Here is a 23,732-nt window from a genome sequence, read left to right as displayed (position 1 = left end):
GGAAGCCTGCGGTTAGCCGTTCTTGGTGGAGATCAAATGCAGTCGACGAACCCGGTAAGTGCCGAGGGAGACGAACAGCAAGACCAGGGTGAACGCGATGACGTAGTGCGCCGACACACCATCGACCGGAACGTAGTGCGGGAAGATTTCGGCGCGGATCAGTTCCAGCAGGTGCAGGAATGGATTGAACAGCAGCAGTGGCAGCATGGCGTGAGGCAGGTAGGCGGCGGGAATCAGCACGCCTGAGAGGAAGTACAGCGGGAAGAACATCATCCGCAGAAAGAGGGTGCTGCTAGGCATGGCGTGGGCAATCAGCGACAGCAACATGCCCAGGCCAAAGGAGAACAGGACGCCCAGAAGGATGGTCAGCATCCACTCGATGGGGGATTTGATGGACATGTCGAAGCCGTACCATGCAAAGCCGAACACCAGGATGGCGTATGCGCTCGCGGAAATGCTGAACTCCACCAGAACCCGGGCGATGTAGGTGTCCAGCGGCTTGATCTGTTTGTAGGCAAACAGTGAGCGGTTTTCCTTGGGGCTGTTCATCAAGCGTAAAGCGGTGTTGCGAAACAGCAGGAACGGTGCAAGTCCGACCAGGACGAACACCGGGAAATCGATGCCGGCGACGGTGCTGCCGCGAATCAGGGTGAACGCTACGCTCAGAATCAACAGGTGGACGATCGGCTCGATCAGTGTCCAGCTCGCCCCCATGCGCCGGTCGCCAAAACGCGAACGCGCTTCACGCAGCACCAGGGCAAAAATGACGGATTTTTTGATTTGGAGGGGAGAGCGAGGCTTCAGCATGATTTACCGCACGGCACAACGGCGCGCTAAACGCGTTGTTAGAATTCATTTTCAGAGGACGCCGTCGTGTAGAACGGTTCGCTTCCATTCGTGGGGCGGGAGGTTAAACGCAGCGCAAGACAGTAGTCAAGGCGATTGGTTCCCTGGTAGTGCCTGACGAAAAATAACTGTAAGCACGGGCTGCTCAGGCGCAAAAAAACCGATTTTGTTCAGTGTTTATTGGGTGTTGTCAATGGTGGTGTCAGAATCGCGTCGGCATTTGAATGATTTATAACGTCGACGCGCAGTTATCGGAAGGGCGATTGGAGATGCGAAAATCAGCGTCCGAAGCAGTTGATGGCAACTGGTCCGGTTGGTGTTTTCAATCGGTGCTCAGCTACCCGGCCAGCATTGGATAAGTGAACAATCCGAAGTGCAGCAGATTCAAACCGAAGTGGGTGGCAATGGCTGCACCCAAGCCGCCGAAACGGTAGGCCAGGCCATAACCGACCCCCGCCAGGCTCGCCAGCAACACCCACTGCCAGCCTGCGCCCACATGCGCCAGGCCGAACAATAGCGATGCCAGTAGAAGGGCCAGGTTTTCGCCGTAGGGCAGGTCATTGAAGCACCGACTCAGACCGCCCTGGATGTAGCCGCGAAACAGCGCTTCCTCCACCAGCGTCACCAGCAGCAGATTATTAAGCACCCACAGCCATGCGTGGTCCGGCCATTTCGGTGCCCAACTGATGACACCCAGCAAGAGCGCGCCACCCAGGGCCAGCACGGCGCTCAGGGGCAGCGCGATAGCGGTGGCATAGATGGAAGGGCGCAACGAACGCCGGCCGACAATCCACGGGCAGACCAGTAATAGCCAGAAGCCAATCAGGGGTTTGTCCTGATTCAGGTACATGGAAAATGGCACGCCATCGTCGGTGAGTCGCTGAGGATCGATGCCGCGACCATTGTAGAAACCGGGGAGCCAATGCATTGCCAGCGCCAGGGCCATGAAGATGAACAAGCCGTGGCCGAGATAGCGGGCGATGGGGAGTTTTTGCTGGCGGACTACGAAACCGGCGAACAGCAACAACCCGACGGAGATCGCGGCCAGCCAGCCGAGTTGGCCGTAGATTAAAGCGAGGCCGTAGCCGAGGGAGAGGAGGGCCAGGTTGATCCATGGCAGGGCAAGCATGTTGAGTCCTTGTGCATGAGATTCTGCAAAGTGGCTCGGCCCCTTGTGGGAGCGAGCTTGTTCGCGATAGCGATCGATCAGTCACAGCAATGTTAACTGGCAAACCGCAATCGCGAGCAAGCTCGCTCCTACAGGGTTATGTGTGTATTTGAAGATCAGTTCACACCCACATCCCGCATCAACAACCCAAACTCCAGATCCACCGCATCCGGTATCGGCAAATACACCGTATGCCCATCGCCCGGCGCAACCTCGATCGCTTCACCCTTGGCGTTTTGCAACTGATGCAGATCGAAGTGGAAGTTGCCCTTGGGCGTCATCAGTTCCATGTGATCGCCCAGGCCGAAGCGGTTCTTCACCTTGATCTCGGCCAGTCGATCCCGGCGCTGGCCCGTCAGTTCACCGACAAACTGCTGGCGCTCCGACACCGAGCTGCCGTTCTGGTAGTTCTGGTACTCGTCATGTACATGCCGGCGTAGAAAACCTTCGGTGTAGCCGCGCTGGGCGAGGGATTCCAGGTCGGTCATCAGGCCGCGGTCGAAGTCCCGGCCCGCCACTGCGTCGTCGATGGCACGGCGATAGACCTGGGTGGTGCGCGCGCAATAAAAGTGCGATTTGGTCCGGCCTTCGATTTTCAGGGAGTGCACGCCCATGTGCGTCAGGCGTTCGACGTGCTGCACGGCGCGCAGGTCCTTGGCGTTCATGATGTAAGTGCCGTGCTCGTCTTCGAAGGCGGGCATCTGTTCGCCGGGACGATTGGCTTCCTGCAACAGGAACACCTGGTCGGTAGGCGTGCCGATGCCCAGGGTCGGTTGGGGATCGAATGTCTGGACGATCTCGCCGAGCTGGTTTTCGGTGGCCGGTTGCGCTGAATATTTCCAGCGACAGGCATTGGTGCAACTGCCCTGATTGGCATCGCGCCTGTTCATGTAGCCCGACAGCAGGCAGCGCCCGGAATAGGCCATGCACAGCGCGCCGTGCACGAACACTTCCAGCTCCATGGCGGGCACTTGCTCGCGGATCTCGGCGATTTCTTCCAGCGACAGTTCCCGGGACAGGATGATCCGGCCCAGGCCTTGCTGCTGCCAGAACTCGACACTTGCCCAGTTCACCGTATTGGCCTGCACCGAAAGGTGGATCGGCATCTGCGGGTAGTGCCGGCGTACCAGCATGATCAGGCCGGGGTCGGACATGATCAGTGCATCCGGGGCCATGGCGATCACCGGTTCAAGGTCCTTGAGAAAGGTCTTGAGCTTGGCGTTGTGCGGCGCGATGTTCACCACCACGTAAAAGCGCTTGCCCTGAGCCTGTGCCTCGCGAATGCCCAGGGCCAGGTTGGCGTGATCGAATTCGTTGTTGCGCACCCGCAGGCTGTAGCGCGGCTGGCCGGCGTACACGGCATCGGCGCCGTAGGCGAAAGCGTAACGCATGTTTTTCAGGGTGCCGGCGGGGGCGAGCAGTTCTGGTGCGCAGAGGTTCATGACAGTGTCGGTCGCAAAAGCCGCACAGGGTAACTGCCCTGTGGCGAGGGTTTATTGACCTGGATCTATGCCAGATCAACAAACCGATGGCATTCGCGCGAACCGTGGCGAACTAAACGTCATCGCCAGCTTTTTCATCCGGCTGCCTCAGGCGCTGAGCCTGCCGGACTGGCCGGTGCCAATGCGTTGCGACAGCTCCCGGGCGGCGGGCAGCGAAGTGAGCGGGCCGCTGATCTGCACGCCGTCCTGCACCAGATACCAGCAGGCGAGCATGCCCAGCTCTCTGAGCTGTGGGGGGACGGCGCTACCGATAACGGACATGATCTGAACCTTGGACATGACAAGTACCTCCATCAATCTGTGGAGTTACTTTAAGGTCCGGGTGCCTCGAGGGGTAATCAACGCTTTCGATAGTGGTCATTGATGCCGGCGGGGGTAAACGACCGTCGGTCGGTCAGCTGACCACCTGATCGAGCATATGAACCACTTCCTGCTCGTTGAGCAGGCCCTTGCGTACCAGGCTTTGCGTCAGCAGCGAGAGAAACTTGGCGCTGCGATGGCCTTCCAGGTGCTTGAGTTCGGTCAGTGCGTTGTAGACCTTGCTGGAGGTGCACAGACCGACGATGCGGTGCGGGTTTTGCGTTGGCATGTGGTCGTCCTTGTTGTTATCAACCTGTTATCGACGGACAGCACCGAGCTTGCGGAACTGTCATGACAAAAATATGACCGTTTTATGCCGCATGGCAGAAAACGGATCGAGTCCATCTTGCCCGTTTCCACCACGGGCATTGTCCCGATAGCGACCTTGGCGAGATTTATCCAGACCTGCACCGACAAAAGGGATAAAAAAGCCCCGCTGTTTCAGCGGGGCCTGATGAGTCCGTTACCAGCGGCCGTAGTGATGGCCGTAGTGGCCGCGTGGCGGGCCGTAGTAACCACGAGGTGGTCCGTAGTACATCGGGGCCGGGCGGTAGTAGATCGGTTGTTGCACGTAGACCGGGGCCGGCTGGTAGTAAACCGGAGGCGGTGGTGCGTAATAAACCGGCGCGGGCTGGTAGTAGACCGGTTGCGGTGCGACATAGACCGGGCGGTTGGCGTTGATCAGGGCCGAGCCGACAATGGCAGTACCGACGATCGCGCCAAACACCGCCGGGCCTTGCCAGTAATTGCCTCCACCATGGGCTTGCGCCTGTCCTGCGATAGCGAGGGCGCCGATCAGTAAGGCAACTGTGGGGACTTTACGGATCATGATAGTTCCTCGGTTCTTCAGCCCGGCGCTTGTGTCTGCAATAGACTCAAGGATTGTCGCGGGGATACTTCTAAGACAGCGTATTTCTGAAAAACAGCACGGCCGTTGAGTAAATTTTGTGTAAGGTCTGTACCGACTTTTTTACCGGCCTGTTTAAGCCCGTGTAATCAAGTTTATATGATCGATCAGAACCCGATGGAGGGCTAATCCCCGTCCATCCGAAAAGTGCATTTGAAGGAGCTTTCCCATGCAGATGAACCCCAACAAAGACACCCAGCTGTGCATGTCCCTTTCAGCGCGCCCCGGGAACTTTGGTCTGCGTTTTCATAATCATCTGTATGAACAGCTGGGCCTGAATTTTTACTACAAGGCCTTTGCCAGTCAGGACCTGCCGGGTGCCGTTGCCGGCATTCGCGCCCTGCGGATTCGGGGCTGTGGCGTGTCGATGCCGTTCAAGGAAGCCTGCATTGCCCTGGTGGATGAGCTCGACGCCTCGGCCGCCGCCATTCAATCGATCAACACCATCGTCAACACCGACGGTCATCTCAAGGCCTACAACACCGACTACATCGCCGTGGCCCAGTTGCTGGAAAAACACCAGGTGCCCAAGGACTCGACCTTTGCCTTGCGCGGCAGCGGCGGCATGGCCAAGGCCGTGGCGAGCGCCTTGCGCGATGGCGGCTATGAAAACGGCCTGATCGTGGCCCGTAACGAGCGCGCCGGTCAGGCGCTGGCGCAGTCGCTGGGGTATGAGTGGCAGGCAGAGCTGGGCAATCGTCGCCCGCAGATGCTGGTCAACGTCACCCCGATCGGCATGGCGGGAGGGCCGGAGGCCGATCAACTGGCCTTTGAGGCGGACGTGATCGAAAAAGCGGAAACTGTCTTCGATGTGGTGGCGATTCCCTCGGAAACACCGTTGATCGTGCGTGCTCGTGCCGCAGGCAAGCGGGTCATCACCGGCCTGGAAGTGATCGCGATCCAGGCACTGGAGCAATTTGTGCTCTATACCGGCGTACGGCCGACGGACGAGCAATTCCACAAGGCCGTGGCGTTTGCCCGCAGCTAGGCGATGTAGCCTCCGTAGGAGCTGGCTTGCCAGCGAAGAGGGCGGCCCATCCAACATCGATGTTGCCTGACAGGCCGCCTTCGCTGGCAAGCCAGCTCCTACAGGGGGTTGAGGTTGATCGCCGGTTTCGTGCCGGACACCAATCAATGCGGGGGCTGCGTTTACTCGAGGCGGGCCAGTCGTTCTTCCAGTGCGGCAATCCGCGCTTCCAGCTCTTCGATCCGTTCAACCGAAACCCCGCTGCTGCCACGTTCGGCCGGGTTGTTCCTTGCCGCCATGATCGCCTCGATATCCGCCGGATCACCCAGGGCGTGAGTATAACGGTCTTCGCGCTGGCCGGCCTGACGCGGAATCAGTACGGCCAGGCCCCGGGCAATCAGGCGTTCGAGTTGATGCACCACCTGTTCGGCATCTTCGAATTCATGCATGCGGCCGCTGCGGGTCAGCAGTTCATTGACGGTCTGCGGGCCGCGCAGGAACATCAGCCCGGTCAGGATGACCTGCGCCGGCACCAGTTCCAGGGCCTTGTCGACCCGGTGCTCCCAGCGATCGGCGCGGCTGCCCATCACCAGTCTGGTGAAACCGCGTCCTTCGAGGACGCGCAGGCTATGGCCGACCTGGCCTGGTGTGAGGTTCATCACCGGTTCGCGGCTGGTTTTCTGGTTGCAGGCAATCACCAGGGCATTGAGGGTCAGGGGATAGGTTTCCGGGCTGGTGGCCTGTTTCTCGATCAACGAGCCCAGAATGCGGATTTCCGTACTGTCGAGTCGCGGCTCGTCTAAAGTCGTTTCTTGCTCAGTGCTCATGGTTCTGCATCCTTACCCGATTCATGTTTTTCACTCGCGTGGATGCACTTTAGATGGGCCGGCGCCAATGGCAACCGAATTCGTTGTGTCATCAAGGGAATGATTACAAAAAGTGTATGAATTATTAACGCCATTTTTACAATTGGCCGGGCACCGTATGCGGGGTCGCGCGCGAGTGCGTCCACAGGGCGGGATATTGTTGGCGACTTCGCCCCAAATAGCTGAACCCTGCATCGAGTCGGCCGGTGTACGACACCTAAATTCGCCTCTGATAAAAGAAATCCAATAAAGGCGAGAGTGACTCCATGAGCCAAGACATTTTTGTATCCGTACTGATCCCGGCCAAGAACGAAGCGAACAACCTCAAGCCGTTGCTTGAGGAAATCCGCGTCGCATTGGCCGCTGAATCGTATGAAATCATCGTCGTCGACGATGGCAGCACCGACGCGACCCTGCATGAGTTGCGGCAGATCCGCCACGACGGCTTGAACACCCTGCGCATCCTGCATCACGAGCGCTCGCTGGGGCAGAGCACTTCGCTGTACCACGCCGCACGAGAGGCCCGCGGCCAATGGCTGGCGACCCTCGATGGCGACGGCCAGAACGACCCGGCGGACATTCCCGGCATGCTGGCGCTGGTGCGCGGCGAACCGGGCCAGGTCGACGTGCAACTGGTCGCCGGGCATCGGGTCAATCGCCGTGATACGGCGAGCAAGCGCTACGCCTCGCGGTTCGCCAACAACCTGCGCTGCCGCCTGCTCAAGGACGCCACCCCGGACACCGGTTGCGGCCTGAAGCTGATCGAGCGCGCGGCGTTCTTGCGCCTGCCGTACTTCGACCACATGCATCGCTACATTCCGGCGCTGATCCAGCGGCATAACGGCCGCATGATCGTGCACCCGGTCAATCACCGGCCGCGCACGGCCGGGGTGTCGAAATACGGCAACCTCGACCGCGCCCTGGTCGGTATTCTCGATTTGTTCGGTGTCTGGTGGCTGATCAAGCGCACACGGCTGAACACCATTGCCCAGGAGATTGAAGGATGAATCTCTCCCGCGAAGCCTTGTGGCTGATCGTCGGTTTTGCCGGCCAGATCGCCTTTACCGGGCGGTTTGTCCTGCAGTGGCTGTACAGCGAATACAAGAAGCGCAGCGTGATCCCCGTGAGCTTCTGGTACCTGAGCATCGTCGGCAGCACCTTGCTGCTTGCCTACGCCATTTATCGCGAGGACCCGGTGTTCATCGCCGGCCAGGCCTTTGGCTCCATCGTCTATTTTCGCAACTTGCAGTTGATCGCCAAAAGTAAAAGCCTGAAGGAGTAGGTTATGCGCGGATCGTTATCGACCCGAAATATTACGTTGCTCGTTGCCATTGCGCTGGCGTTGCTGTTTTTCTGGGGGCTGGGCAGCGTGCCGTTCCTCAGTGTCAACGAGGCCCGCCGCGCCGTTACCGTGCGCGAAATGCGCGAGGCAGGCAGCTGGCTGCTGCCTTACATGAACGGCGACTTGTACTTGTCCAAGCCGCCGTTTTTCTATTGGGCCGGCCTGGTTTCAACGGCGGTGCTGGGCAGCTTGTCCGAGTGGAGTGTGCGCCTGCCTTCGGCACTGGCCGCCGCCTTGTGCTGTGTGGGCACCTATCGGTACGGCGTTCGGCAGGCGGGGCGGCAGGTCGGTCTGTTCGCCGTGGTGTTCCTGGCCGCGAACGGTGCCTTCAGCCTGTTCGCACGGCGCTCGGAAATCGAGATGCTGTTGACCCTGCTGTGCTTCGGCGCACTGTTGGCGGCCTGGCAGTTCATCTTCCTGCAACGCCGGGTCTTGTGGAGTCGGCTCAGCTACGTGCTGCTGGGTTGCGCGCTGCTGACCAAAGGCCCCGTCTGCCTGTTGTGGGTGACAGCCCCGATCCTGGCTTACGCCTTGATCTACCGCGATGCCCGGGCCAAGGCTTATCTGTGCGACGGTTGGGGCTGGCTGATTGCCGTGGTGCTGGGCAGTTCCTGGTACGTGGCGGTGTCGGTGAGTCAAGGCTGGGGCATCTGGGCCTCGATCATCAGCGAAGACATCGTGAAGAAGATCGACGGGCAGGGCGCCGAGGCCTGGTATGCGTACCTGTTGTACCTGGCCGGTGACTTCTTCCCGTTCTGGCTGATCGCATTCGTGCAGCCGCGCAAGTTCTGGGCAATGATCCGCTCACGCCGCGAGGCGGGCATGTTGCTGATTTGCAGTCTGCTGCCGTTGCTGGTTTTTTCCTTGTTTACTGAAAAGCACGGCAAATACCTGTTGCCGGTTTATCCGTCGATGGCGTTGCTGCTGGCGATGCACTGGTCGGCGCTGCTCGAGGACCTGAAGGGGCGCTGGCGCACGGTCCTGGCCGTTGTGCCGTATGTGATGCTGGCCGGGTTCGTGGTGTTCTACATGTTCGTCGAGGCGCGGGTGCTGTCGCACCGGGTTGGCGGTCTTGAACAGGTGGCCACGCTGGCCAATGGGCAGCCGGGACAGAAGGCTTATACCCTCGGTGAACCGGATATCCGCCTGGTCTATTACATGGGTCGGCCGGTGGCGCCGCTGACGGTGGCGCAGTTGCAGTCCGAGTCCCGCCCGGCGGGTCTGCTGTTTGTGCAAGAACCCCTCGCACCGGAACTGCAGAACCTGGCGTCGTGCCAGGTCGGTGAAATCAACCCGTACCTCAAACCGCACCGTGCGGCGCTGCTGGTGCGCATGGGGGGAGACTGCCGCTGATCGGCTTCACGGCTGAGCAGTCAGCGCAGCACATTACCCGCTAGGACTCGGCGGGGCTGATCATGTGTCAGGTCATCGAAACCTTCGGCGACCTGAATGTGGTGGTCAACAACGCCGGCATCTGCCGCGACCGCATGTTCGCCAGCCCCAGCGAAGCCGACTGGGACGTCGTGGTGGCCGTGCACCTGAAGGGCCACTTCTGCATTTCCAGCCATGCCGTGAAGTACTGGCGTGGGCAGGTCGAGGGCGACAAGTTGTCGATCGCCGACGGCTGGCGCCGTGGTCCGCAACTGGATCGCCAGGGCCGCTGGGCGGTCGGTGAGATGGGCGATGCCGTCGCTCAACTGATGACGCAAGCGGTTCCGGCGGCCAAAGTGTACGGCAGCTGAAAAAGTCCGGTCTCGGGAGGGGCGTGCATGGCTATAATCGGCCCACGTCCCAAAGCCGATCACCTGTAGGAGCGAGCTTGCTCGCGAAGAACTCAAGCGCAGCGCGTTCATTCAGACAGGACACGTTATCGTTAACGTCCATCGCGAGCAGGCTCGCTCCTACAGATGCACATGACCCACGTTCCCTCCACACGAGACCTGCCATGACCATTTCCCTGTACGACGCTTCCATCCCTGTTCTCCAGCAAATGCTCAACGCCCTCAGCGGTGTGCTGAAAAAGGCCGAAGCCCACGCCACCGAGAAAAACATCGACCCGAACGCGTTCCTGCAAGCGCGCCTGTTCCCGGACATGTTCCCGCTGGTGCGTCAGGTGCAGATCGCCGTTGATTTCGCCAAAGGCATTTCTTCGCGTCTGGCCGAAGTCGAACTGCCGAAGTACGACGACACTGAAACCACCTTCGCTGAGCTGCAAGCACTGATCGCCAAGGTTCTGGCCTACATCGGCGAGTTCACGCCGGAGCAGATCAACGGCAAGGAAGGCATCGAGATCGTGACCCGTCCGGGCACGCCTAAAGAGAAGCGCTTCACCGGCCAGGCTTACCTGCTGACCTACGGCCTGCCGCAGTTCTTCTTCCACGTCACGACCGCTTACGCACTGCTGCGCCACAACGGCGTGGAAGTGGGCAAGCGCGACTACATGGGCGCGTTCTAAACCGTCCAGGTACTTGTAGGAGCGAGCTTGCTCGCGATGGACGTGAACGATAACGCGTAATTTCTGATTGAACGCGTTGTATTTGAGTCCATCGCGAGCAAGCTCGCTCCTACAGTGGGTGAGTGTCAGGCCAGACGCTCGGCTTTCTGCTCTTCACCCAGGCAAGCCGCCGCGGTGAACAGCACATCGGTGGACGAGTTCAGCGCGGTTTCCGCCGAGTCCTGCAATACGCCGATGATGAAACCGACCGCCACCACCTGCATGGCGATTTCGCTCGGGATGCCGAACAGACTGCACGCCAGCGGAATCAGCAACAGCGAACCACCGGCCACACCCGAAGCACCGCAGGCGCAGATCGCTGCGACGACACTCAGCAGAATCGCGGTCGGAATGTCCACGGCGATGCCCAGCGTATGCACGGCCGCCAGGCTCAGCACGGTGATGGTGATCGCCGCACCGGCCATGTTGATGGTCGCGCCCAGCGGGATCGATACCGAGTAGGTGTCTTCGTGCAGGCCCAGACGCTTGCTCAATTCCAGGTTGACCGGAATGTTCGCCGCCGAGCTACGGGTGAAGAACGCCGTGATGCCGCTCTCACGCAGGCAGGTCAGCACCAGCGGGTACGGGTTGCGACGCAGTTTCCAGAATACGATCAGCGGGTTCATCACCAGTGCCACGAACAGCATGCAGCCCAGCAGCACGGCCAGCAGGTGGGCGTAGCCGAGCAAGGCGCCGAAACCGGAGGTGGCCAGGGTCGAGGCCACCAGGCCGAAGATGCCCAGCGGGGCGAAGCTGATCACCAGGCGCACGATCACCGTCACGCCGTTGGACAGGTCGCCCAGCACTTCACGGGTGGTGTCGCCGGCGTGGCGAATGGCGATGCCCATGCCGATTGCCCACGCCAGAATGCCAATGAAATTGGCGTTCATCAGGGCGCTGACCGGATTATCGACCACGCTCAGCAACAGGCTTTGCAGCACTTCGCCAATCCCGCCCGGTGCAGTCACCGCGACGTCCTGGGTCGACAGCACCAGGCTCGACGGGAACATCATGCTGGCAACCACCGCGACCACGGCGGCGGCGAAAGTGCCCAGCAGATACAGGAACAGAATCGGACGGATGTGGGTTTCCTGACCGTGCTTGTGGTTGGCAATCGACGCCATAACCAGTACGAACACCAGAATCGGTGCGACGGCTTTCAGTGCCGAGACAAACACTTTGCCGATGAACGCCGTGGACTTCGCCACGTCAGGGGCAAACAGGGCCAGGGCAATACCGGCGATCAGGCCGATCACGATCTGCGTGACCAGGCTCAAGCGTTTCAGGCGTTGCAAGAGAGAAGGGGATGAAGCAGTCATAAAACGGCATCTCTGATTTTTTATAAGTGCATGATTTCGCCGCAGTTGCAGCAACAAGCAGGGCAGGCCGCAGACGGGAAACCGAGAGGTGAACACAGGGTGTAGAACGCCGCATTCCTTGTGGGAGCGAGCTTGCTCGCGATGACGGTGGCACAGTCGACACTTGCGTTGTCTGACAGTCCGCCATCGCGAGCAAGCTCGCTCCCACAGGTTTGCCCCTTAAATGATCGGCTTTGATCACAGGGTGTACGTTTTTCAGGGCGCGGACTTTATCACAGCGCAGGCACGATCTTTCAGACCTGTGACGAACTGCCACCATGCCATTCAACGAGATAGGCAGGTTCGTGCAACCGTGTGCGGAAACACTCTGTTAAGATTCGCCATCCTCATTTTCATGTCTGCCAGTGGGCCTTCGGGCTATCGCTGGTGTCGTCGTTTTTTCTGGAGTTCTGCATGCTGTTGCCCATTCTTCTGTTGTCTGCCGCCGGTTTCACGGTGCTGACCACGGAATTCATCATCGTTGGCCTGTTGCCGGCTATCGCCAGGGATCTGGAGGTCAGCATCCCGCAGGCTGGTTTGCTGGTGACGTTATTCGCCTTCACCGTGGCCGCGTTCGGGCCGTTCCTGACGGCATACTTCGCCCGCTTCGAGCGCCGCAAGCTGTTCATTTCGGTGCTGATAATGTTTGGCCTGGCCAACACGCTGGCGGCGCTGGCGCCGAACATCTGGGTGATGGCGTTTGCCCGGTTGATCCCGGCGCTGGGCTTGCCGGTGTTCTGGGCATTGGCCAGCGAGACGGCGGTGGACATCGTCGGGCCGGATTACGCCGGTCGCGCCATTGCCAAGATCGGTTTCGGCATTGTTTGCGCGACGGTGTTCGGGATTCCGGTGGGCACGCTGATTTCCGATGCGTTCGGTTGGCGCAGTGCCTTTGCCATTCTGGCGGTCATTGCCTTTGCCAAGGCGTTGCTGCTGTTTATCTATCTACCCAAGACCAACTTGCACCAGCATCAGGTGAGCTTCCGGTCGCAGTTCAAGATCCTGCGCAGCCCGCTGATGCTCGGTCACGTGCTGCTGTCAGTGATTGTGTTCAGCGGCATGTTCACCGCGTACACCTATCTGGCGGACATTCTTGAGCGGCTGGCCGGCTTCAACGGCACCGTGGTCGGTTGGTGCCTGATGGGCTTTGGCGCGGTCGGGTTGATCGGCAACTCCTTGGGTGGCCGGGCGGTGGACCGTCACCCGCTGATGGCGTCGATGATGTTCTGTGCGTTCATGATTGCCGGCCTGGTGGCGCTGGTGCCGAACATCCATTCGCCGCTCGGTCTGGCGGCGGCGATGGGCATCTGGGGCGTGACCCAGGCGGCGTTGTTCCTGGTCAGCCATGTGCGCCTGATGAAAGCGGCGCCCGAAGCACCAGCGTTTGCCGCATCGTTGAACATCGCGGGGGCCAACCTCGGTATTGGCCTGGGCGCGATGATCGGGGGGCGGGTGATCGACAGCGTCGGCCTGCAAGGCCTTGGCTTCGCCGCCGCCGCTTTCATTCTGGCTTCGATCCTGCTGGCCATCGCCCTGATGACCTTCAAGCCGCGCGAAGAGGTCACAGCGTTGTAAACAGCTCGCGTCGGGCACCTTCGGTAATGGCGACAATTCCGGGGTGCTTGACCTTGCGTTCCACCGAGATGGTATAGAACGACTCGCTCACCGCGTCGGTCTGGCCGATCACCTCCACGCCATATTGGCGTTGCACTTCATCGGCAATCACGCTCGGGCCGATGAAGATCCCGCTGCCGGATTGGCCGAAGGCCTGCATCAGGGCGCTGTCGTCGAACTCGCCGACAATTTTCGGCTGGACCTGCTGCTCAGCAAACCACCGTTGCAATCGGCTGCGCACCACGGTTTCCGGGCCGGGAATCAGCAGTGGCGCACCGTGCAGGTTGCGCGGAAAGTCGTGTCCATAACGTGCCGCCAGTTCCGGGGTGGCGAAGAAGCTGATCCCGCACTCACCGAGTTTCTGGCTGTAGCCCTTGATGTCCAGGTGCGACGGCATCGGGCTGTCGGAAATCACCAGGTCCAGACGCTGGATCGCCAGGTCGGCCAACAAACGTTCAAGCTTGTCTTCGCGACAGGTGATGCGCAGCGGTTCGCTCAGCTCCATGGTCGGTGCAATCAGGCGATAGACGATGGATTTTGGCACCACGTCGGCCACTCCGACACGAAACAGAATCTGCTGCTCATTGGGTTGTGCCCGCAGCATCAGTTCCAGTTCGCCGCCCAGCTGAAACATTTGCTCGGCGTAGGGCAGGGCCTGGCGTCCGGCCTCGGTCAGTTCGAGTTGCCGTCCGACGCGCCGAAACAACTCGATGCCAAAGGTCTGTTCCAGCAATGAAATCTGCCCGCTGATGGTTTGTGGCGTGAGGTTCAGTTGCTCGCAGGCGCGCACGATGCTGCCGGTCTTGGCCACCACCCAGAAGTAATGCAATTGCCGATAGTTGAGCATGGTGATCTACAGTTCGTAAAAATCGAAGTATAACCGCTGAAAATACGAATTTTCCTGAAGTGTTTGCTTCCCTAGAATGCATCGCTATCAACGGGCCATCGTTTAGGTCCCGTTCGTTCTATCGAGGAAAGCATCATGAAGCTTAAAGCCACGGCACTGTTGATCACGTCTTTACTGGTACTGGCCGGTTGCGACCAGGCCGAGAAAAGCGCGCAACAATTGATGGGCAAGGCTGCCGAAAGCGCCAAACAGGCGATTGACGATACCCACAAGGCCGCCGAGCAAGCACTCAGTGACGCCACCAGCGGGTTGATCAGCAAAAAAGAATCATCGGAAAAAGAATCGGAAAAAACCGAATCTTCCTCCCAGGAAATCTAAACCGTATTACAACGAGTCAGGACTGACCCATGGACTACCTTTTACAACTTGCCGCCAGCCCCACCGCCTGGGCCGCCCTTGCCACCCTGATCGTGATGGAAATCGTGCTCGGCATCGATAACCTGATCTTCATCTCGATCCTGACCAACAAGCTGCCCTTGCACAATCGACAGCGGGCTCGGCGCATCGGTATCGGCATGGCGCTGATCCTGCGTCTGGGCTTGCTGAGCACCATTGCGTTCATCGTCCAGTTGACCAATCCGGTGATCGAGATTCTCGGCCACGCGTTTTCCTGGAAAGACATGATCCTGATTGCCGGTGGCCTGTTCCTGTTGTGGAAGGCGACTACCGAGATCCATCACAGCATGGACCCGGCACCGGAAGATCCGAAGTCGGCGACCTCGACCGTGACCCTGGGCTTCGCTGCCGCGATCGGTCAGATCCTGATGCTGGACATGGTGTTCTCCATCGACAGCATCATTACCGCTGTCGGCATGACCGAGCATTTGCCGATCATGGTCATCGCGGTGGTGGTGTCGGTCCTGGTGATGTTGCTGGCGGCTGATCCGCTGGCCAAGTTCATCAATGACAACCCGACGGTGGTGATGTTGGCCCTGGGCTTCCTGATCATGATCGGCATGACGCTGATTGCCGAAGGCTTTGGCGCCCATGTACCGAAAGGCTACGTCTATGCGGCCATGGCATTCTCGGCTTCGATCGAGGTGTTGAACATGATGTCCCGCCGGTCCAGGCAGAAACGGGTAGCCACTGAGGCTTGACCCACGCTAAAAGAAACGGCCGCCTGAACTCCGTGGGGTGCAGGCGGCCGTTTTTGTTGGTAACGGGTAAGCGTGTTGTCAGTGAGCGTTGGCGTGCTGGCTCGGCGTCTCGTCCGCTTCTGGCGTGGGGACTGGCCGGACAGGGTTATGGTGGCGGCGGGTAATGCGCAGCACGCCCCACAGCATGGCGGCGGCTACCGCCAGCCAACCGCTAATCAACATCACAATGATCATGGTCAGGCTCATCTGTGCCTCCTCCTTGCCCTGCTGTGGGCACACGCGCTTCGCTGTCGTCCCTTCAGGGAACAGTCTAGCCGTTGCTGTATTTCAGGCTATTGACCGAAAGTCGACAGTCACCAACCAGTTCGCTCTATCGAATGCACGCGACTACCGTTTAGAGCTATACCGTAGCGGCGCGGCGACCTATGATCGACGACCAAGCCGGGAATGGGATTGCCTGGCGTCTGAACCTGAACAAGAGAGAGACGATGGTGCGGGTATTTTCTCGAATTTTGTCGACCATGCTCATAGCCGGTTGCGTGGCAAGCCTGGCGGGCTGTGCCGGTAGCGTTGCACCCGAGATCAAGCGTTTGCCGGAGCGTGTCGAACTCAGCGGCCGATTCTACCGGGGCGATGCGTATCAAAGCGGGCCACAGGTGCTGGCCAGCATGCTGTCCCAGCAGGGCATCGTGATTACCCCGGGGTTACTCGACAAACCCTTGCATTTGCCGGGGGGCGAAGCCCAGTTGCAACAGAACATGCAGAACCTGGCCCGCGAGTACGGGATGGTGGTTTATCCCCTCGACAGCAACCTGCCGGCCTTGTTGACGCAAGTCGCCGCCGGTTATCCGGTGATGGTGCGCTTTACCGAAGGCTCGGCCCTGTGGGCTGAACCGCGTTACGCCATTCTGGCCGGTTACAACCGCCAGAAGCAGACGGTCCTGCTGCGTGCCGGGATGAATCGCCGCGAGCTGATGAGCTTCGGCTCCTTCGAGTCGGCGTTCAAGGACGCCGGTGGTTGGGCCGTGCTGATCCAGAATCCGACGCAGATCCCGGCCCAGGTCGATCAACAGCGATGGCTCAAGGCCGCCAACGATCTGGCTCAGACCGGTCAGGAGCAAGCGGCTGCGAAGGCTAAAAAAGCCTTGGCCGCACAGTAAATCCGTTTGTCATCCGCCGGGCACCTTTGTCCGTCATCAGCCTCTGATTCTTAAGGGCCTGGAGCATTATTCCGGGCCGAGATCAGGAGGTGCCCATGGTTCGATCCACAACGCCCGTCGGTCCGCACTCATCTGAGCATTCATCTGGTAATGAACTGGGTTTCGATCCCGACTCCCCGGACCTTGCCGATCCACAGGTCGACCCGATCGGGCCTGCCAAGGCACCGAGGGACGTGAAACCGGGCGACAACCCCAAGGCTCCGGCCAAGCCCTATGATCCGCTGGGTAATCTCAAACCCTAGGCGCAACGACAGGCTGGCGAAAAAAAGCCCCGTTCGATCGGTAATGCTGTTGTAGGAGCGAGCTTGCTCCGGGCGGCGTTCCGACGATGGATTCAAGAGCGCCGCGTTTAGCCAGTAAACACGCGTTATCGTTAACGGCCATCGCGAGCAAGCTCGCTCCTACAAAGAACAGCATTTCGATCGATCGGGGCTTTTTGTGCGTTGCCATTACGTTACTTCGAGGCTTCAACCACGCCGCTCTGCCGCTGCTTGAGGTTCTTGTCTGCCTTGTACTGCAAGGCTACGGAAGGCACGTCCGCGCTCCTTCCGCTCTCTACCCAATTACGCATGCGCGTGGCATCGGCAAAATGGGTGTACTTGCCATAGGCGTCAAGGATCACCAAGGCCACCGGGCGGTTACTCATTCGGGTCACCAGCACCAGGCAGTGACCTGCTTCGTTGGTGAAACCGGTTTTTGTCAGCTGGATGTCCCAGTCCGGCTTGCGGACCAAATGATCGGTGTTGCGGAAACCCAGGCTGTAGTTGGGTTTACGGAACGAGACGGTTTTTTCCTTGGTCGTGCTCAGCTCGGTCAGAAGCGGGTACTTGTGCGCGGCGATCAACAGCTTGCTCAGGTCGCGAGCGGTCGACACGTTGCGCGGGGAGAGACCGGTCGGCTCGACGAAATGCGTGTTGGTCATGCCCAGTGCCCGGGCCTTTGCGTTCATTGCAGCAATGAACGCGGCATAGCCGCCCGGATAGTGGTGCGCCAGAGTCGCGGCGGCGCGGTTTTCCGAGGACATCAGGGCAATCAGCAGCATTTCCCGGCGCGGCAGTTCGCTCCGCAGCTTGACCCGGGAGAACACGCCTTTCATTTCCGGTGTGTCGCTGATGTTGACGTCGATGTATTCGTCCATGTTCTGCCGAGATTCAACCACGACCAGGCCAGTCATCAACTTGCTGACGGAAGCGATCGGCACCACCACGTCAGGATTGCTGGCATAGATGACTTTGTTGGTCTGCATGTCCAGCAGAAAGGAGCTGCCGGAAGCGAGCTTGAGTGTCTTCGTCTCTCGCGGCGCCGCGGTGGTCTCGTCAGCGCTGGCGATTGGCGTGAGGAAAGTCCCTGTAACTGCAAAAAATAGGCTCAGGATGGAAAGACGGATTTTCACGCTGGCAGACTCATAAAGGATGTTGATAAGCCGTTTTGTAACGGGCTGTTTCCTGAAAAGCGCGACATTCTGGAGTATGGCTGAATAACTGTCGATGGTTGTTCAAGTAACAGGTGAAAGTCCTGAGAACATGAAAAAAAAGTCATTTTCCGGCGGATGGTCGGTGTATTTCGCGGGCGAAAAAAACCCCGCCAGGGCGGGGTTCCTTGTCACGCTGTCAGCGTCCGTGTTGAAACTTAGCTGTGCAGGGTTTCAGCAGCGTACAGGGTGTTTTCCAGCAGGCAGGCACGAGTCATCGGGCCTACGCCGCCCGGTACCGGAGTAATCCAGCCGGCGCGGGGCAGGGCGGTTTCGTAGATCACGTCACCGACCAGCTTGCCGTCGTCCTGACGGTTGATGCCGACATCGATCACGATCGCGCCTTCCTTGATCCATTCACCCTTGACCAGGCCCGGCTTGCCGGCGGCCACGACGACCAGGTCCGCACGACCGACATGGCCGGCCAGGTCCTTGGTAAAACGGTGGGTGACCGTCACGGTGCAACCGGCCAGCAGCAGTTCCATGGCCATCGGGCGACCAACGATATTGGATGCACCGACGACCACGGCATTCATCCCGTAGAGATCGACCCCGGTGCTTTCCAGCAGGGTCATGATGCCTTTGGGGGTGCAGGGGCGCAGCAGCGGGATGCGCTGGGCCAGGCGACCGACGTTATAAGGATGGAACCCGTCGACGTCTTTATCCGGACGAATGCGCTCCAGCAATCTGGAGGCGTCCAGGTGTTCGGGAAGCGGAAGCTGGAGCAGAACGCCGTCGATTGCAGGATCGTCGTTCAGGCGATCGATCAGTTCGGTCAGCGCTTCTTGAGTGGTTTCGGAAGGCAGGTCATAAGCTTGGGATAGAAAGCCGACCTCTTCACAGTCTTTACGCTTGTGCGAGACATAAACCTGAGAGGCAGGATCGCTGCCGACCAGGATCACCGCAAGCCCGGGCGTGCGCAGGCCTTGCTGGCGACGCTCGGTGACACGTTGGGCGATCTGCTGGCGCAGGCTGGCGGCGATCGATTTGCCGTCGATTAGTTGTGCAGTCATTGCGCGTGATTAACCATCGAGAGGGGAAAAAAAGAGAACGCATTCTCGCATGTCATGCGGTGAGGGCAAAGGCGCTTGGTCTGCAAATTCCCCTAACTCCTTTAATTAAATGAATTTTTTTTAAAAAGGATTTGACGACCTTCGGGGGGCTCTATACTATTCGTCGCACTTGTCGGGCACAGCCTAGCACTGGTTAAGAAGGTTGAGCGGGATTTTGGTTCTGCGAGACTGGAAAGCACTTAGTTTGTAGTCCTCCAAGGGTACAGCTAACAAGGCGCCCGTAGCTCAGCTGGATAGAGCATCCGCCTTCTAAGCGGATGGTCGCAGGTTCGAGTCCTGCCGGGTGCGCCATTAGGCAGCTTTGGCACAAGTAACGCGATATGGTGGGCGTAGCTCAGTTGGTAGAGCACGGGATTGTGACTCCCGTTGTCGTGGGTTCGATCCCCATCGTCCACCCCATATTTCGAAAGGGCGCCAGATTAACAGTCTGGCGCCTTTGCTTTAAAGGCTTCATCCGCGGATGTGGTGGAATTGGTAGACACACTGGATTTAGGTTCCAGCGCCGCGAGGCGTAAGAGTTCGAGTCTCTTCATCCGCACCAATTAAAGCTTCACTCAGGCTGCTGGCCTGGCTGGAGCTTGATAAAGAAGTTGTTTGGCTTCTTTAACAGGCAATATGGTGGGCGTAGCTCAGTTGGTAGAGCACGGGATTGTGACTCCCGTTGTCGTGGGTTCGATCCCCATCGTCCACCCCATATTTCGAAAGGCGCCAGATTGAAAAGTCTGGCGCCTTTTTTGTTTCGGTGGCCGCAGGTTCCGGGCTGCAGGGGCAGGGCGTTTCGTCGTATTTATGTTTCTCGATGATGCCGTCCTGTCCGCCGGCCTTGCTTGCGAGATCGGCTGTCAGGGAGGTGATTGGCGATCTCTTCTATATATGGAAGGGTCGGCGCAGAGCCCTGGCGTGATTGGTAGTATTTGCCATCGGAGCGAGGTGCATTCGTGCATCCGCACCTATAAATTGCCTGCTGCGTTTTTACCCGTTTTCAGTAGGGTGACTTCTTGAGTTTGACCCACTAGAATGCATGCCCTTGATTCTGGGGTCGGAAACGGCCGGCTAACGTCTGTGCAACGAGGAATATCCATGCAAGTTTCTGTTGAAAATACTACTGCTCTTGAGCGCCGCATGAGCGTCACCGTGCCGGCTGAGCGCATCGAGAGCCAGGTCAACAAGCGTCTGCAGCAGACCGCACAAAAGGCCAAGATTGCTGGCTTCCGTCCAGGCAAAGTGCCAATGAGCGAAATCAAGCGCCGTTTCGGTGCCGACGCTCGCCAGGAAGCTGTAGGCGACGTGATCCAGTCTTCCTTCTACGAAGCTGTGGTTGAGCAGAAGCTGAACCCGGCTGGCCAGCCTTCGATCGAGCCTAAGTCCCTGGAAGCGGGCAAGGACCTGGAATACGTTGCCGTATTCGAAGTGTTCCCTGAGTTCACCGTTGCCGGTTTCGAAGGTATCACCGTCGAGCGCCTGAGCGCTGACGTGGCTGATGCCGATCTGGACAAAATGCTGGAAATCCTGCGCAAGCAGAACACCCGTTTCGAAGTGGCCGACCGCGCCGCTCAAAACGAAGACCAGCTGAACATTGACTTCGTCGGCAAGGTCGACGGTGAAGTGTTCGCTGGCGGTTCCGCCAAGGGTACTCAGCTGGTACTGGGTTCCGGCCGCATGATCCCTGGTTTCGAAGATGGCCTGGTTGGCGCTAAAGCCGGTGAAGAACGCGTTCTGAACCTGACTTTCCCAGAGGACTATCAGAACCTGGACCTGGCTGGCAAAACTGCCGAGTTCACCGTGACCGTCAACACCATTTCCGAGCCAAAGCTGCCAGAACTGACCGAAGAATTCTTCGCTCAATTCGGTATCAAGGAAACCGGTCTGGATGGCTTCCGTGCCGAAGTTCGCAAGAACATGGAGCGTGAGCTGCGTCAGGCGATCAAATCCAAGGTCAAGAATCAGGTAATGGACGGTCTGCTGGCCACCAACCCGATCGAAGTGCCAAAGGCTCTGCTGTCCAACGAAGTTGACCGTCTGCGTGTGCAGGCTGTCCAGCAGTTCGGCGGCAACATCAAGCCTGACCAGCTGCCGGCCGAGCTGTTCGAAGAGCAAGCCAAGCGCCGCGTAGTGCTGGGCCTGATCGTGGCTGAAGTGGTCAAGCAATTCGACCTCAAGCCTGACGAAACCCGCGTTCGCGAGATGATTCAGGAAATGGCTTCGGCTTATCAAGAGCCTGAGCAAGTTGTGTCCTGGTACTACAAGAACGACCAGCAACTGAACGAAGTTCGTTCGGTTGTGCTGGAAGAGCAAGTTGTGGATACTGTTCTGCAGAAAGCTAGCGTGACCGACAAATCGGTCTCTTACGAAGAAGCGGTCAAGCCGGTAGAAGCTCCACAAGCCGACTGATTGTTTTTGCGGTAAGAAGCAAACACCATAAGCCAGCCTTCGAGCTGGCTTATGCGTATTCAAGACATAACTATTTGGGAGTGACTGCAGAGCATGTTCCGTAATTCGTATATTCAGCAGAACTCTGATATCCAGGCCGCAGGCGGCCTGGTCCCGATGGTTGTCGAGCAGTCCGCTCGTGGCGAGCGCGCCTACGACATCTACTCGCGTCTCCTCAAGGAGCGAGTGATCTTTCTGGTTGGTCCGGTAGAGGACTACATGGCCAACCTGATCTGTGCGCAATTGCTGTTCCTTGAAGCGGAGAACCCGGACAAGGACATCCATCTCTACATCAACTCCCCGGGCGGTTCGGTGACGGCAGGCATGTCGATCTACGACACCATGCAGTTCATCAAGCCCAACGTGGCGACCACCTGTATCGGTCAGGCGTGCAGCATGGGCGCGTTTCTGCTGACGGCCGGTGCCGCTGGCAAGCGTTACTGCCTGCCGAACTCGCGAGTGATGATTCACCAGCCACTGGGCGGTTTCCAGGGGCAGGCGTCGGATATCGAAATCCATGCCAAGGAAATCCTCTTTATTCGTGAGCGTCTCAACACGCTGATGGCCCTGCATAGCGGGCGCACTCTTGAAGAAATCGAGCGCGATACCAACCGCGACAATTTCATGAGTGCAGAAGCCGCGCGTGAGTACGGGTTGATCGATGAAGTGATCACCCAGCGCCCTGCCTGAAATAAGCAGCTCAAAATAGGGTTGGTCGGCGGGTCCGATCACCAGCGGGCTTGAAAAAGCCCGCAATAGCCTTCATCTTGTGTTGCAAGCCTATCGGATTTGGATCGAACGAATGACTGACACCCGCAACGGCGAGGACAACGGCAAGCTGCTCTATTGCTCCTTCTGTGGCAAAAGCCAGCATGAAGTACGCAAATTGATTGCCGGCCCCTCGGTCTTTATCTGCGACGAGTGCGTCGACCTGTGCAATGACATCATCCGCGAGGAGGTGCAGGAGGCACAGGCCGAAAGCAGCGCGCATAAATTGCCTTCGCCTAAAGAAATCAGCGGCATCCTTGATCAATATGTGATTGGTCAGGAGCGTGCGAAAAAGGTTCTGGCCGTAGCGGTGTACAACCACTACAAGCGCCTGAATCAGCGTGACAAAAAGAATGACGACGTCGAACTCGGCAAGAGCAACATCCTGCTGATCGGCCCGACAGGCTCGGGTAAAACCCTGCTTGCCGAAACACTGGCCCGCTTGCTGAACGTTCCGTTCACCATCGCTGATGCAACCACCCTCACTGAGGCGGGTTACGTGGGTGAAGATGTCGAGAACATCATTCAGAAGCTGCTGCAGAAATGCGATTACGACGTGGAAAAAGCCCAGATGGGTATTGTCTACATCGATGAAATCGACAAGATTTCGCGCAAGTCTGACAACCCGTCGATCACACGGGACGTATCCGGTGAAGGCGTGCAGCAGGCCCTGCTCAAGTTGATCGAAGGCACGGTCGCTTCCGTTCCGCCTCAAGGTGGTCGCAAGCATCCGCAGCAGGAATTCCTTCAGGTCGACACCCGTAACATTCTGTTCATCTGCGGTGGTGCGTTCTCTGGTCTGGAAAAGGTTATTCAAAACCGTTCCACCAAGGGCGGCATCGGCTTCAACGCAGAAGTGCGCAGCAAGGAAGAAGGCAAGAAAGTCGGTGAGTCCCTGCGTGAAGTCGAGCCTGACGATCTGGTCAAGTTCGGTCTGATCCCGGAATTCGTCGGTCGTCTGCCGGTACTTGCCACGCTGGACGAGCTTGACGAGGCTGCATTGATGCAGATTCTCACCGAGCCGAAAAATGCTCTGACCAAGCAGTATGCCAAGTTGTTCGAGATGGAAGGCGTTGATCTGGAATTCCGTTCCGACGCACTGAAATCGGTCGCCAAGCGTGCCCTGGAGCGTAAAACCGGTGCCCGTGGCCTGCGTTCGATTCTCGAAGGTGTATTGCTCGACACTATGTATGAAATCCCCTCGCAATCGGAGGTGAGTAAAGTAGTGATCGATGAAAGCGTGATAGAAGGCAAGTCCAAGCCACTGTATATCTACGAAAACAGTGAGCCGACCGCCAAGGCCGCGCCGGACGCTTAAGCGTCACGCAGCTTGAATAAAGAA

At 58.7% G+C, this 23,732-nt stretch carries 26 protein-coding genes and 4 tRNA genes; 18 read left to right on the top strand and 12 right to left on the bottom strand.

The window, feature by feature from the left end:
* Positions 1–12 precede the first annotated feature (12 nt).
* The 6 genes from KGA83_RS23940 to KGA83_RS23915 all read right to left on the bottom strand — a co-directional run bounded on the left by KGA83_RS23940 (position 13) and on the right by KGA83_RS23915 (position 4,705).
* Entirely contained in the window at positions 13–807 is a 795-nt protein-coding gene (locus tag KGA83_RS23940) for an ABC transporter permease (protein WP_223531064.1), read from the bottom strand.
* A 376-nt stretch (positions 808–1,183) separates the two neighbouring features.
* Positions 1,184–1,975, bottom strand: a complete 792-nt coding sequence (locus KGA83_RS23935) for a CPBP family intramembrane glutamic endopeptidase (RefSeq protein ID WP_223531063.1) — start codon at positions 1,973–1,975, stop codon at positions 1,184–1,186.
* Positions 1,976–2,130: 155 nt separating this feature from the next.
* A complete protein-coding gene (gene yegQ / locus KGA83_RS23930) occupies positions 2,131–3,456 on the bottom strand; it encodes a tRNA 5-hydroxyuridine modification protein YegQ (protein WP_115948402.1) in 1,326 nt (441 codons plus the stop codon).
* Positions 3,457–3,603: 147 nt separating this feature from the next.
* Complete coding sequence (locus KGA83_RS23925; protein WP_108219147.1) at positions 3,604–3,795, bottom strand: hypothetical protein; 192 nt, start codon at positions 3,793–3,795, stop codon at positions 3,604–3,606.
* Positions 3,796–3,910: 115 nt separating this feature from the next.
* The gene (locus tag KGA83_RS23920; RefSeq protein ID WP_008052996.1) at positions 3,911–4,105 is read right to left on the bottom strand and encodes a hypothetical protein; all 195 of its coding nucleotides are present in this window, start codon (positions 4,103–4,105) and stop codon (positions 3,911–3,913) included.
* A 234-nt stretch (positions 4,106–4,339) separates the two neighbouring features.
* Entirely contained in the window at positions 4,340–4,705 is a 366-nt protein-coding gene (locus tag KGA83_RS23915; protein ID WP_108219146.1) for a hypothetical protein, read from the bottom strand.
* Positions 4,706–4,952: 247 nt separating this feature from the next.
* Between KGA83_RS23915 and KGA83_RS23910 the strand changes: the two genes are divergently transcribed.
* A complete protein-coding gene (locus tag KGA83_RS23910; protein WP_115948403.1) occupies positions 4,953–5,771 on the top strand; it encodes a shikimate 5-dehydrogenase in 819 nt (272 codons plus the stop codon).
* Between the two features lie 161 nt (positions 5,772–5,932).
* Here KGA83_RS23910 and KGA83_RS23905 read toward each other — a convergent pair whose 3' ends face one another.
* The gene (locus tag KGA83_RS23905; RefSeq protein ID WP_108219144.1) at positions 5,933–6,577 is read right to left on the bottom strand and encodes a YceH family protein; all 645 of its coding nucleotides are present in this window, start codon (positions 6,575–6,577) and stop codon (positions 5,933–5,935) included.
* A gap of 305 nt (positions 6,578–6,882) precedes the next feature.
* On the opposite strand from KGA83_RS23905, the gene KGA83_RS23900 reads away from it, so the two are divergent.
* The 5 genes from KGA83_RS23900 to KGA83_RS23880 all read left to right on the top strand — a co-directional run bounded on the left by KGA83_RS23900 (position 6,883) and on the right by KGA83_RS23880 (position 10,413).
* Positions 6,883–7,623, top strand: coding sequence for a glycosyltransferase family 2 protein (locus tag KGA83_RS23900; RefSeq protein WP_108219143.1), 741 nt, complete (start codon positions 6,883–6,885; stop codon positions 7,621–7,623).
* Positions 7,620–7,898, top strand: coding sequence for a lipid-A-disaccharide synthase N-terminal domain-containing protein (locus tag KGA83_RS23895; protein ID WP_108219142.1), 279 nt, complete (start codon positions 7,620–7,622; stop codon positions 7,896–7,898). Before KGA83_RS23900 ends, KGA83_RS23895 begins: the two co-directional genes overlap by 4 nt.
* 3 nt (positions 7,899–7,901) lie before the next feature.
* Entirely contained in the window at positions 7,902–9,311 is a 1,410-nt protein-coding gene (locus tag KGA83_RS23890; RefSeq protein WP_223531062.1) for an ArnT family glycosyltransferase, read from the top strand.
* 62 nt (positions 9,312–9,373) lie between these two features.
* Positions 9,374–9,700 carry an SDR family NAD(P)-dependent oxidoreductase gene (locus KGA83_RS23885; RefSeq protein ID WP_223531061.1) on the top strand — a complete coding sequence of 109 codons (327 nt, stop codon included), beginning with the start codon at positions 9,374–9,376 and terminating at the stop codon, positions 9,698–9,700.
* 203 nt (positions 9,701–9,903) lie between these two features.
* Complete coding sequence (locus tag KGA83_RS23880; RefSeq protein WP_108219140.1) at positions 9,904–10,413, top strand: DUF1993 family protein; 510 nt, start codon at positions 9,904–9,906, stop codon at positions 10,411–10,413.
* Positions 10,414–10,538: 125 nt separating this feature from the next.
* Here the strand turns inward: KGA83_RS23880 and sstT are convergent, their stop codons facing one another.
* Positions 10,539–11,771 (bottom strand): serine/threonine transporter SstT, encoded by a 1,233-nt coding sequence (sstT, locus tag KGA83_RS23875; RefSeq protein WP_108219139.1) that lies wholly within the window; start codon positions 11,769–11,771, stop codon positions 10,539–10,541.
* Between the two features lie 453 nt (positions 11,772–12,224).
* On the opposite strand from sstT, the gene KGA83_RS23870 reads away from it, so the two are divergent.
* The gene (locus KGA83_RS23870) at positions 12,225–13,385 is read left to right on the top strand and encodes an MFS transporter (RefSeq protein WP_223531060.1); all 1,161 of its coding nucleotides are present in this window, start codon (positions 12,225–12,227) and stop codon (positions 13,383–13,385) included.
* Here the strand turns inward: KGA83_RS23870 and nhaR are convergent.
* Positions 13,372–14,271, bottom strand: coding sequence for a transcriptional activator NhaR (nhaR, locus tag KGA83_RS23865; protein WP_223531059.1), 900 nt, complete (start codon positions 14,269–14,271; stop codon positions 13,372–13,374). The two genes, KGA83_RS23870 and nhaR, sit on opposite strands and share 14 nt — an antisense overlap.
* A gap of 135 nt (positions 14,272–14,406) precedes the next feature.
* Here nhaR and KGA83_RS23860 point away from each other — a divergent pair, with 135 nt between their 5' ends.
* Both KGA83_RS23860 and KGA83_RS23855 read left to right on the top strand, forming a co-directional pair.
* Complete coding sequence (locus tag KGA83_RS23860) at positions 14,407–14,649, top strand: hypothetical protein (protein ID WP_008048837.1); 243 nt, start codon at positions 14,407–14,409, stop codon at positions 14,647–14,649.
* Between the two features lie 29 nt (positions 14,650–14,678).
* A complete protein-coding gene (locus KGA83_RS23855) occupies positions 14,679–15,428 on the top strand; it encodes a TerC family protein (RefSeq protein WP_223531058.1) in 750 nt (249 codons plus the stop codon).
* Positions 15,429–15,506: 78 nt separating this feature from the next.
* Here the strand turns inward: KGA83_RS23855 and KGA83_RS23850 are convergent, their stop codons facing one another.
* A complete protein-coding gene (locus tag KGA83_RS23850; protein ID WP_177413303.1) occupies positions 15,507–15,674 on the bottom strand; it encodes a hypothetical protein in 168 nt (55 codons plus the stop codon).
* 179 nt (positions 15,675–15,853) lie between these two features.
* On the opposite strand from KGA83_RS23850, the gene KGA83_RS23845 reads away from it, so the two are divergent.
* Both KGA83_RS23845 and KGA83_RS23840 read left to right on the top strand, forming a co-directional pair.
* Entirely contained in the window at positions 15,854–16,588 is a 735-nt protein-coding gene (locus tag KGA83_RS23845) for a peptidase C39 family protein (RefSeq protein WP_108219135.1), read from the top strand.
* 95 nt (positions 16,589–16,683) lie between these two features.
* Positions 16,684–16,890, top strand: coding sequence for a DUF6021 family protein (locus KGA83_RS23840; RefSeq protein WP_108219134.1), 207 nt, complete (start codon positions 16,684–16,686; stop codon positions 16,888–16,890).
* Between the two features lie 212 nt (positions 16,891–17,102).
* Here KGA83_RS23840 and pbpG read toward each other — a convergent pair whose 3' ends face one another.
* Positions 17,103–18,041 (bottom strand): D-alanyl-D-alanine endopeptidase, encoded by a 939-nt coding sequence (gene pbpG, locus KGA83_RS23835; RefSeq protein WP_108219133.1) that lies wholly within the window; start codon positions 18,039–18,041, stop codon positions 17,103–17,105.
* Between the two features lie 236 nt (positions 18,042–18,277).
* Positions 18,278–19,132 carry a bifunctional methylenetetrahydrofolate dehydrogenase/methenyltetrahydrofolate cyclohydrolase FolD gene (folD, locus tag KGA83_RS23830; protein WP_008001570.1) on the bottom strand — a complete coding sequence of 285 codons (855 nt, stop codon included), beginning with the start codon at positions 19,130–19,132 and terminating at the stop codon, positions 18,278–18,280.
* 274 nt (positions 19,133–19,406) lie between these two features.
* On the opposite strand from folD, the gene KGA83_RS23825 reads away from it, so the two are divergent.
* From KGA83_RS23825 to clpX, 7 genes are all read left to right on the top strand, one after another.
* Positions 19,407–19,483, top strand: a tRNA-Arg gene (locus tag KGA83_RS23825).
* Between the two features lie 32 nt (positions 19,484–19,515).
* Positions 19,516–19,591: transfer RNA gene (locus tag KGA83_RS23820), tRNA-His, on the top strand.
* A 57-nt stretch (positions 19,592–19,648) separates the two neighbouring features.
* Positions 19,649–19,733: transfer RNA gene (locus KGA83_RS23815), tRNA-Leu, on the top strand.
* Between the two features lie 77 nt (positions 19,734–19,810).
* A tRNA-His gene (locus tag KGA83_RS23810) sits at positions 19,811–19,886 on the top strand.
* Between the two features lie 386 nt (positions 19,887–20,272).
* Positions 20,273–21,583, top strand: coding sequence for a trigger factor (tig, locus tag KGA83_RS23805; RefSeq protein ID WP_108219132.1), 1,311 nt, complete (start codon positions 20,273–20,275; stop codon positions 21,581–21,583).
* 93 nt (positions 21,584–21,676) lie between these two features.
* Positions 21,677–22,312 (top strand): ATP-dependent Clp endopeptidase proteolytic subunit ClpP, encoded by a 636-nt coding sequence (gene clpP / locus KGA83_RS23800; protein WP_108219131.1) that lies wholly within the window; start codon positions 21,677–21,679, stop codon positions 22,310–22,312.
* 112 nt (positions 22,313–22,424) lie between these two features.
* Entirely contained in the window at positions 22,425–23,708 is a 1,284-nt protein-coding gene (clpX, locus tag KGA83_RS23795) for an ATP-dependent Clp protease ATP-binding subunit ClpX (RefSeq protein WP_007982210.1), read from the top strand.
* Positions 23,709–23,732 lie beyond the last annotated feature (24 nt).

The sequence above is a fragment of the Pseudomonas sp. GL-R-19 genome (assembly GCF_019956375.1).
GTDB lineage: Bacteria > Pseudomonadota > Gammaproteobacteria > Pseudomonadales > Pseudomonadaceae > Aquipseudomonas.
The sequence above is the reverse complement of the archived record's forward strand: the minus strand, read 5'-3'. Positions and strand labels throughout refer to the sequence as shown.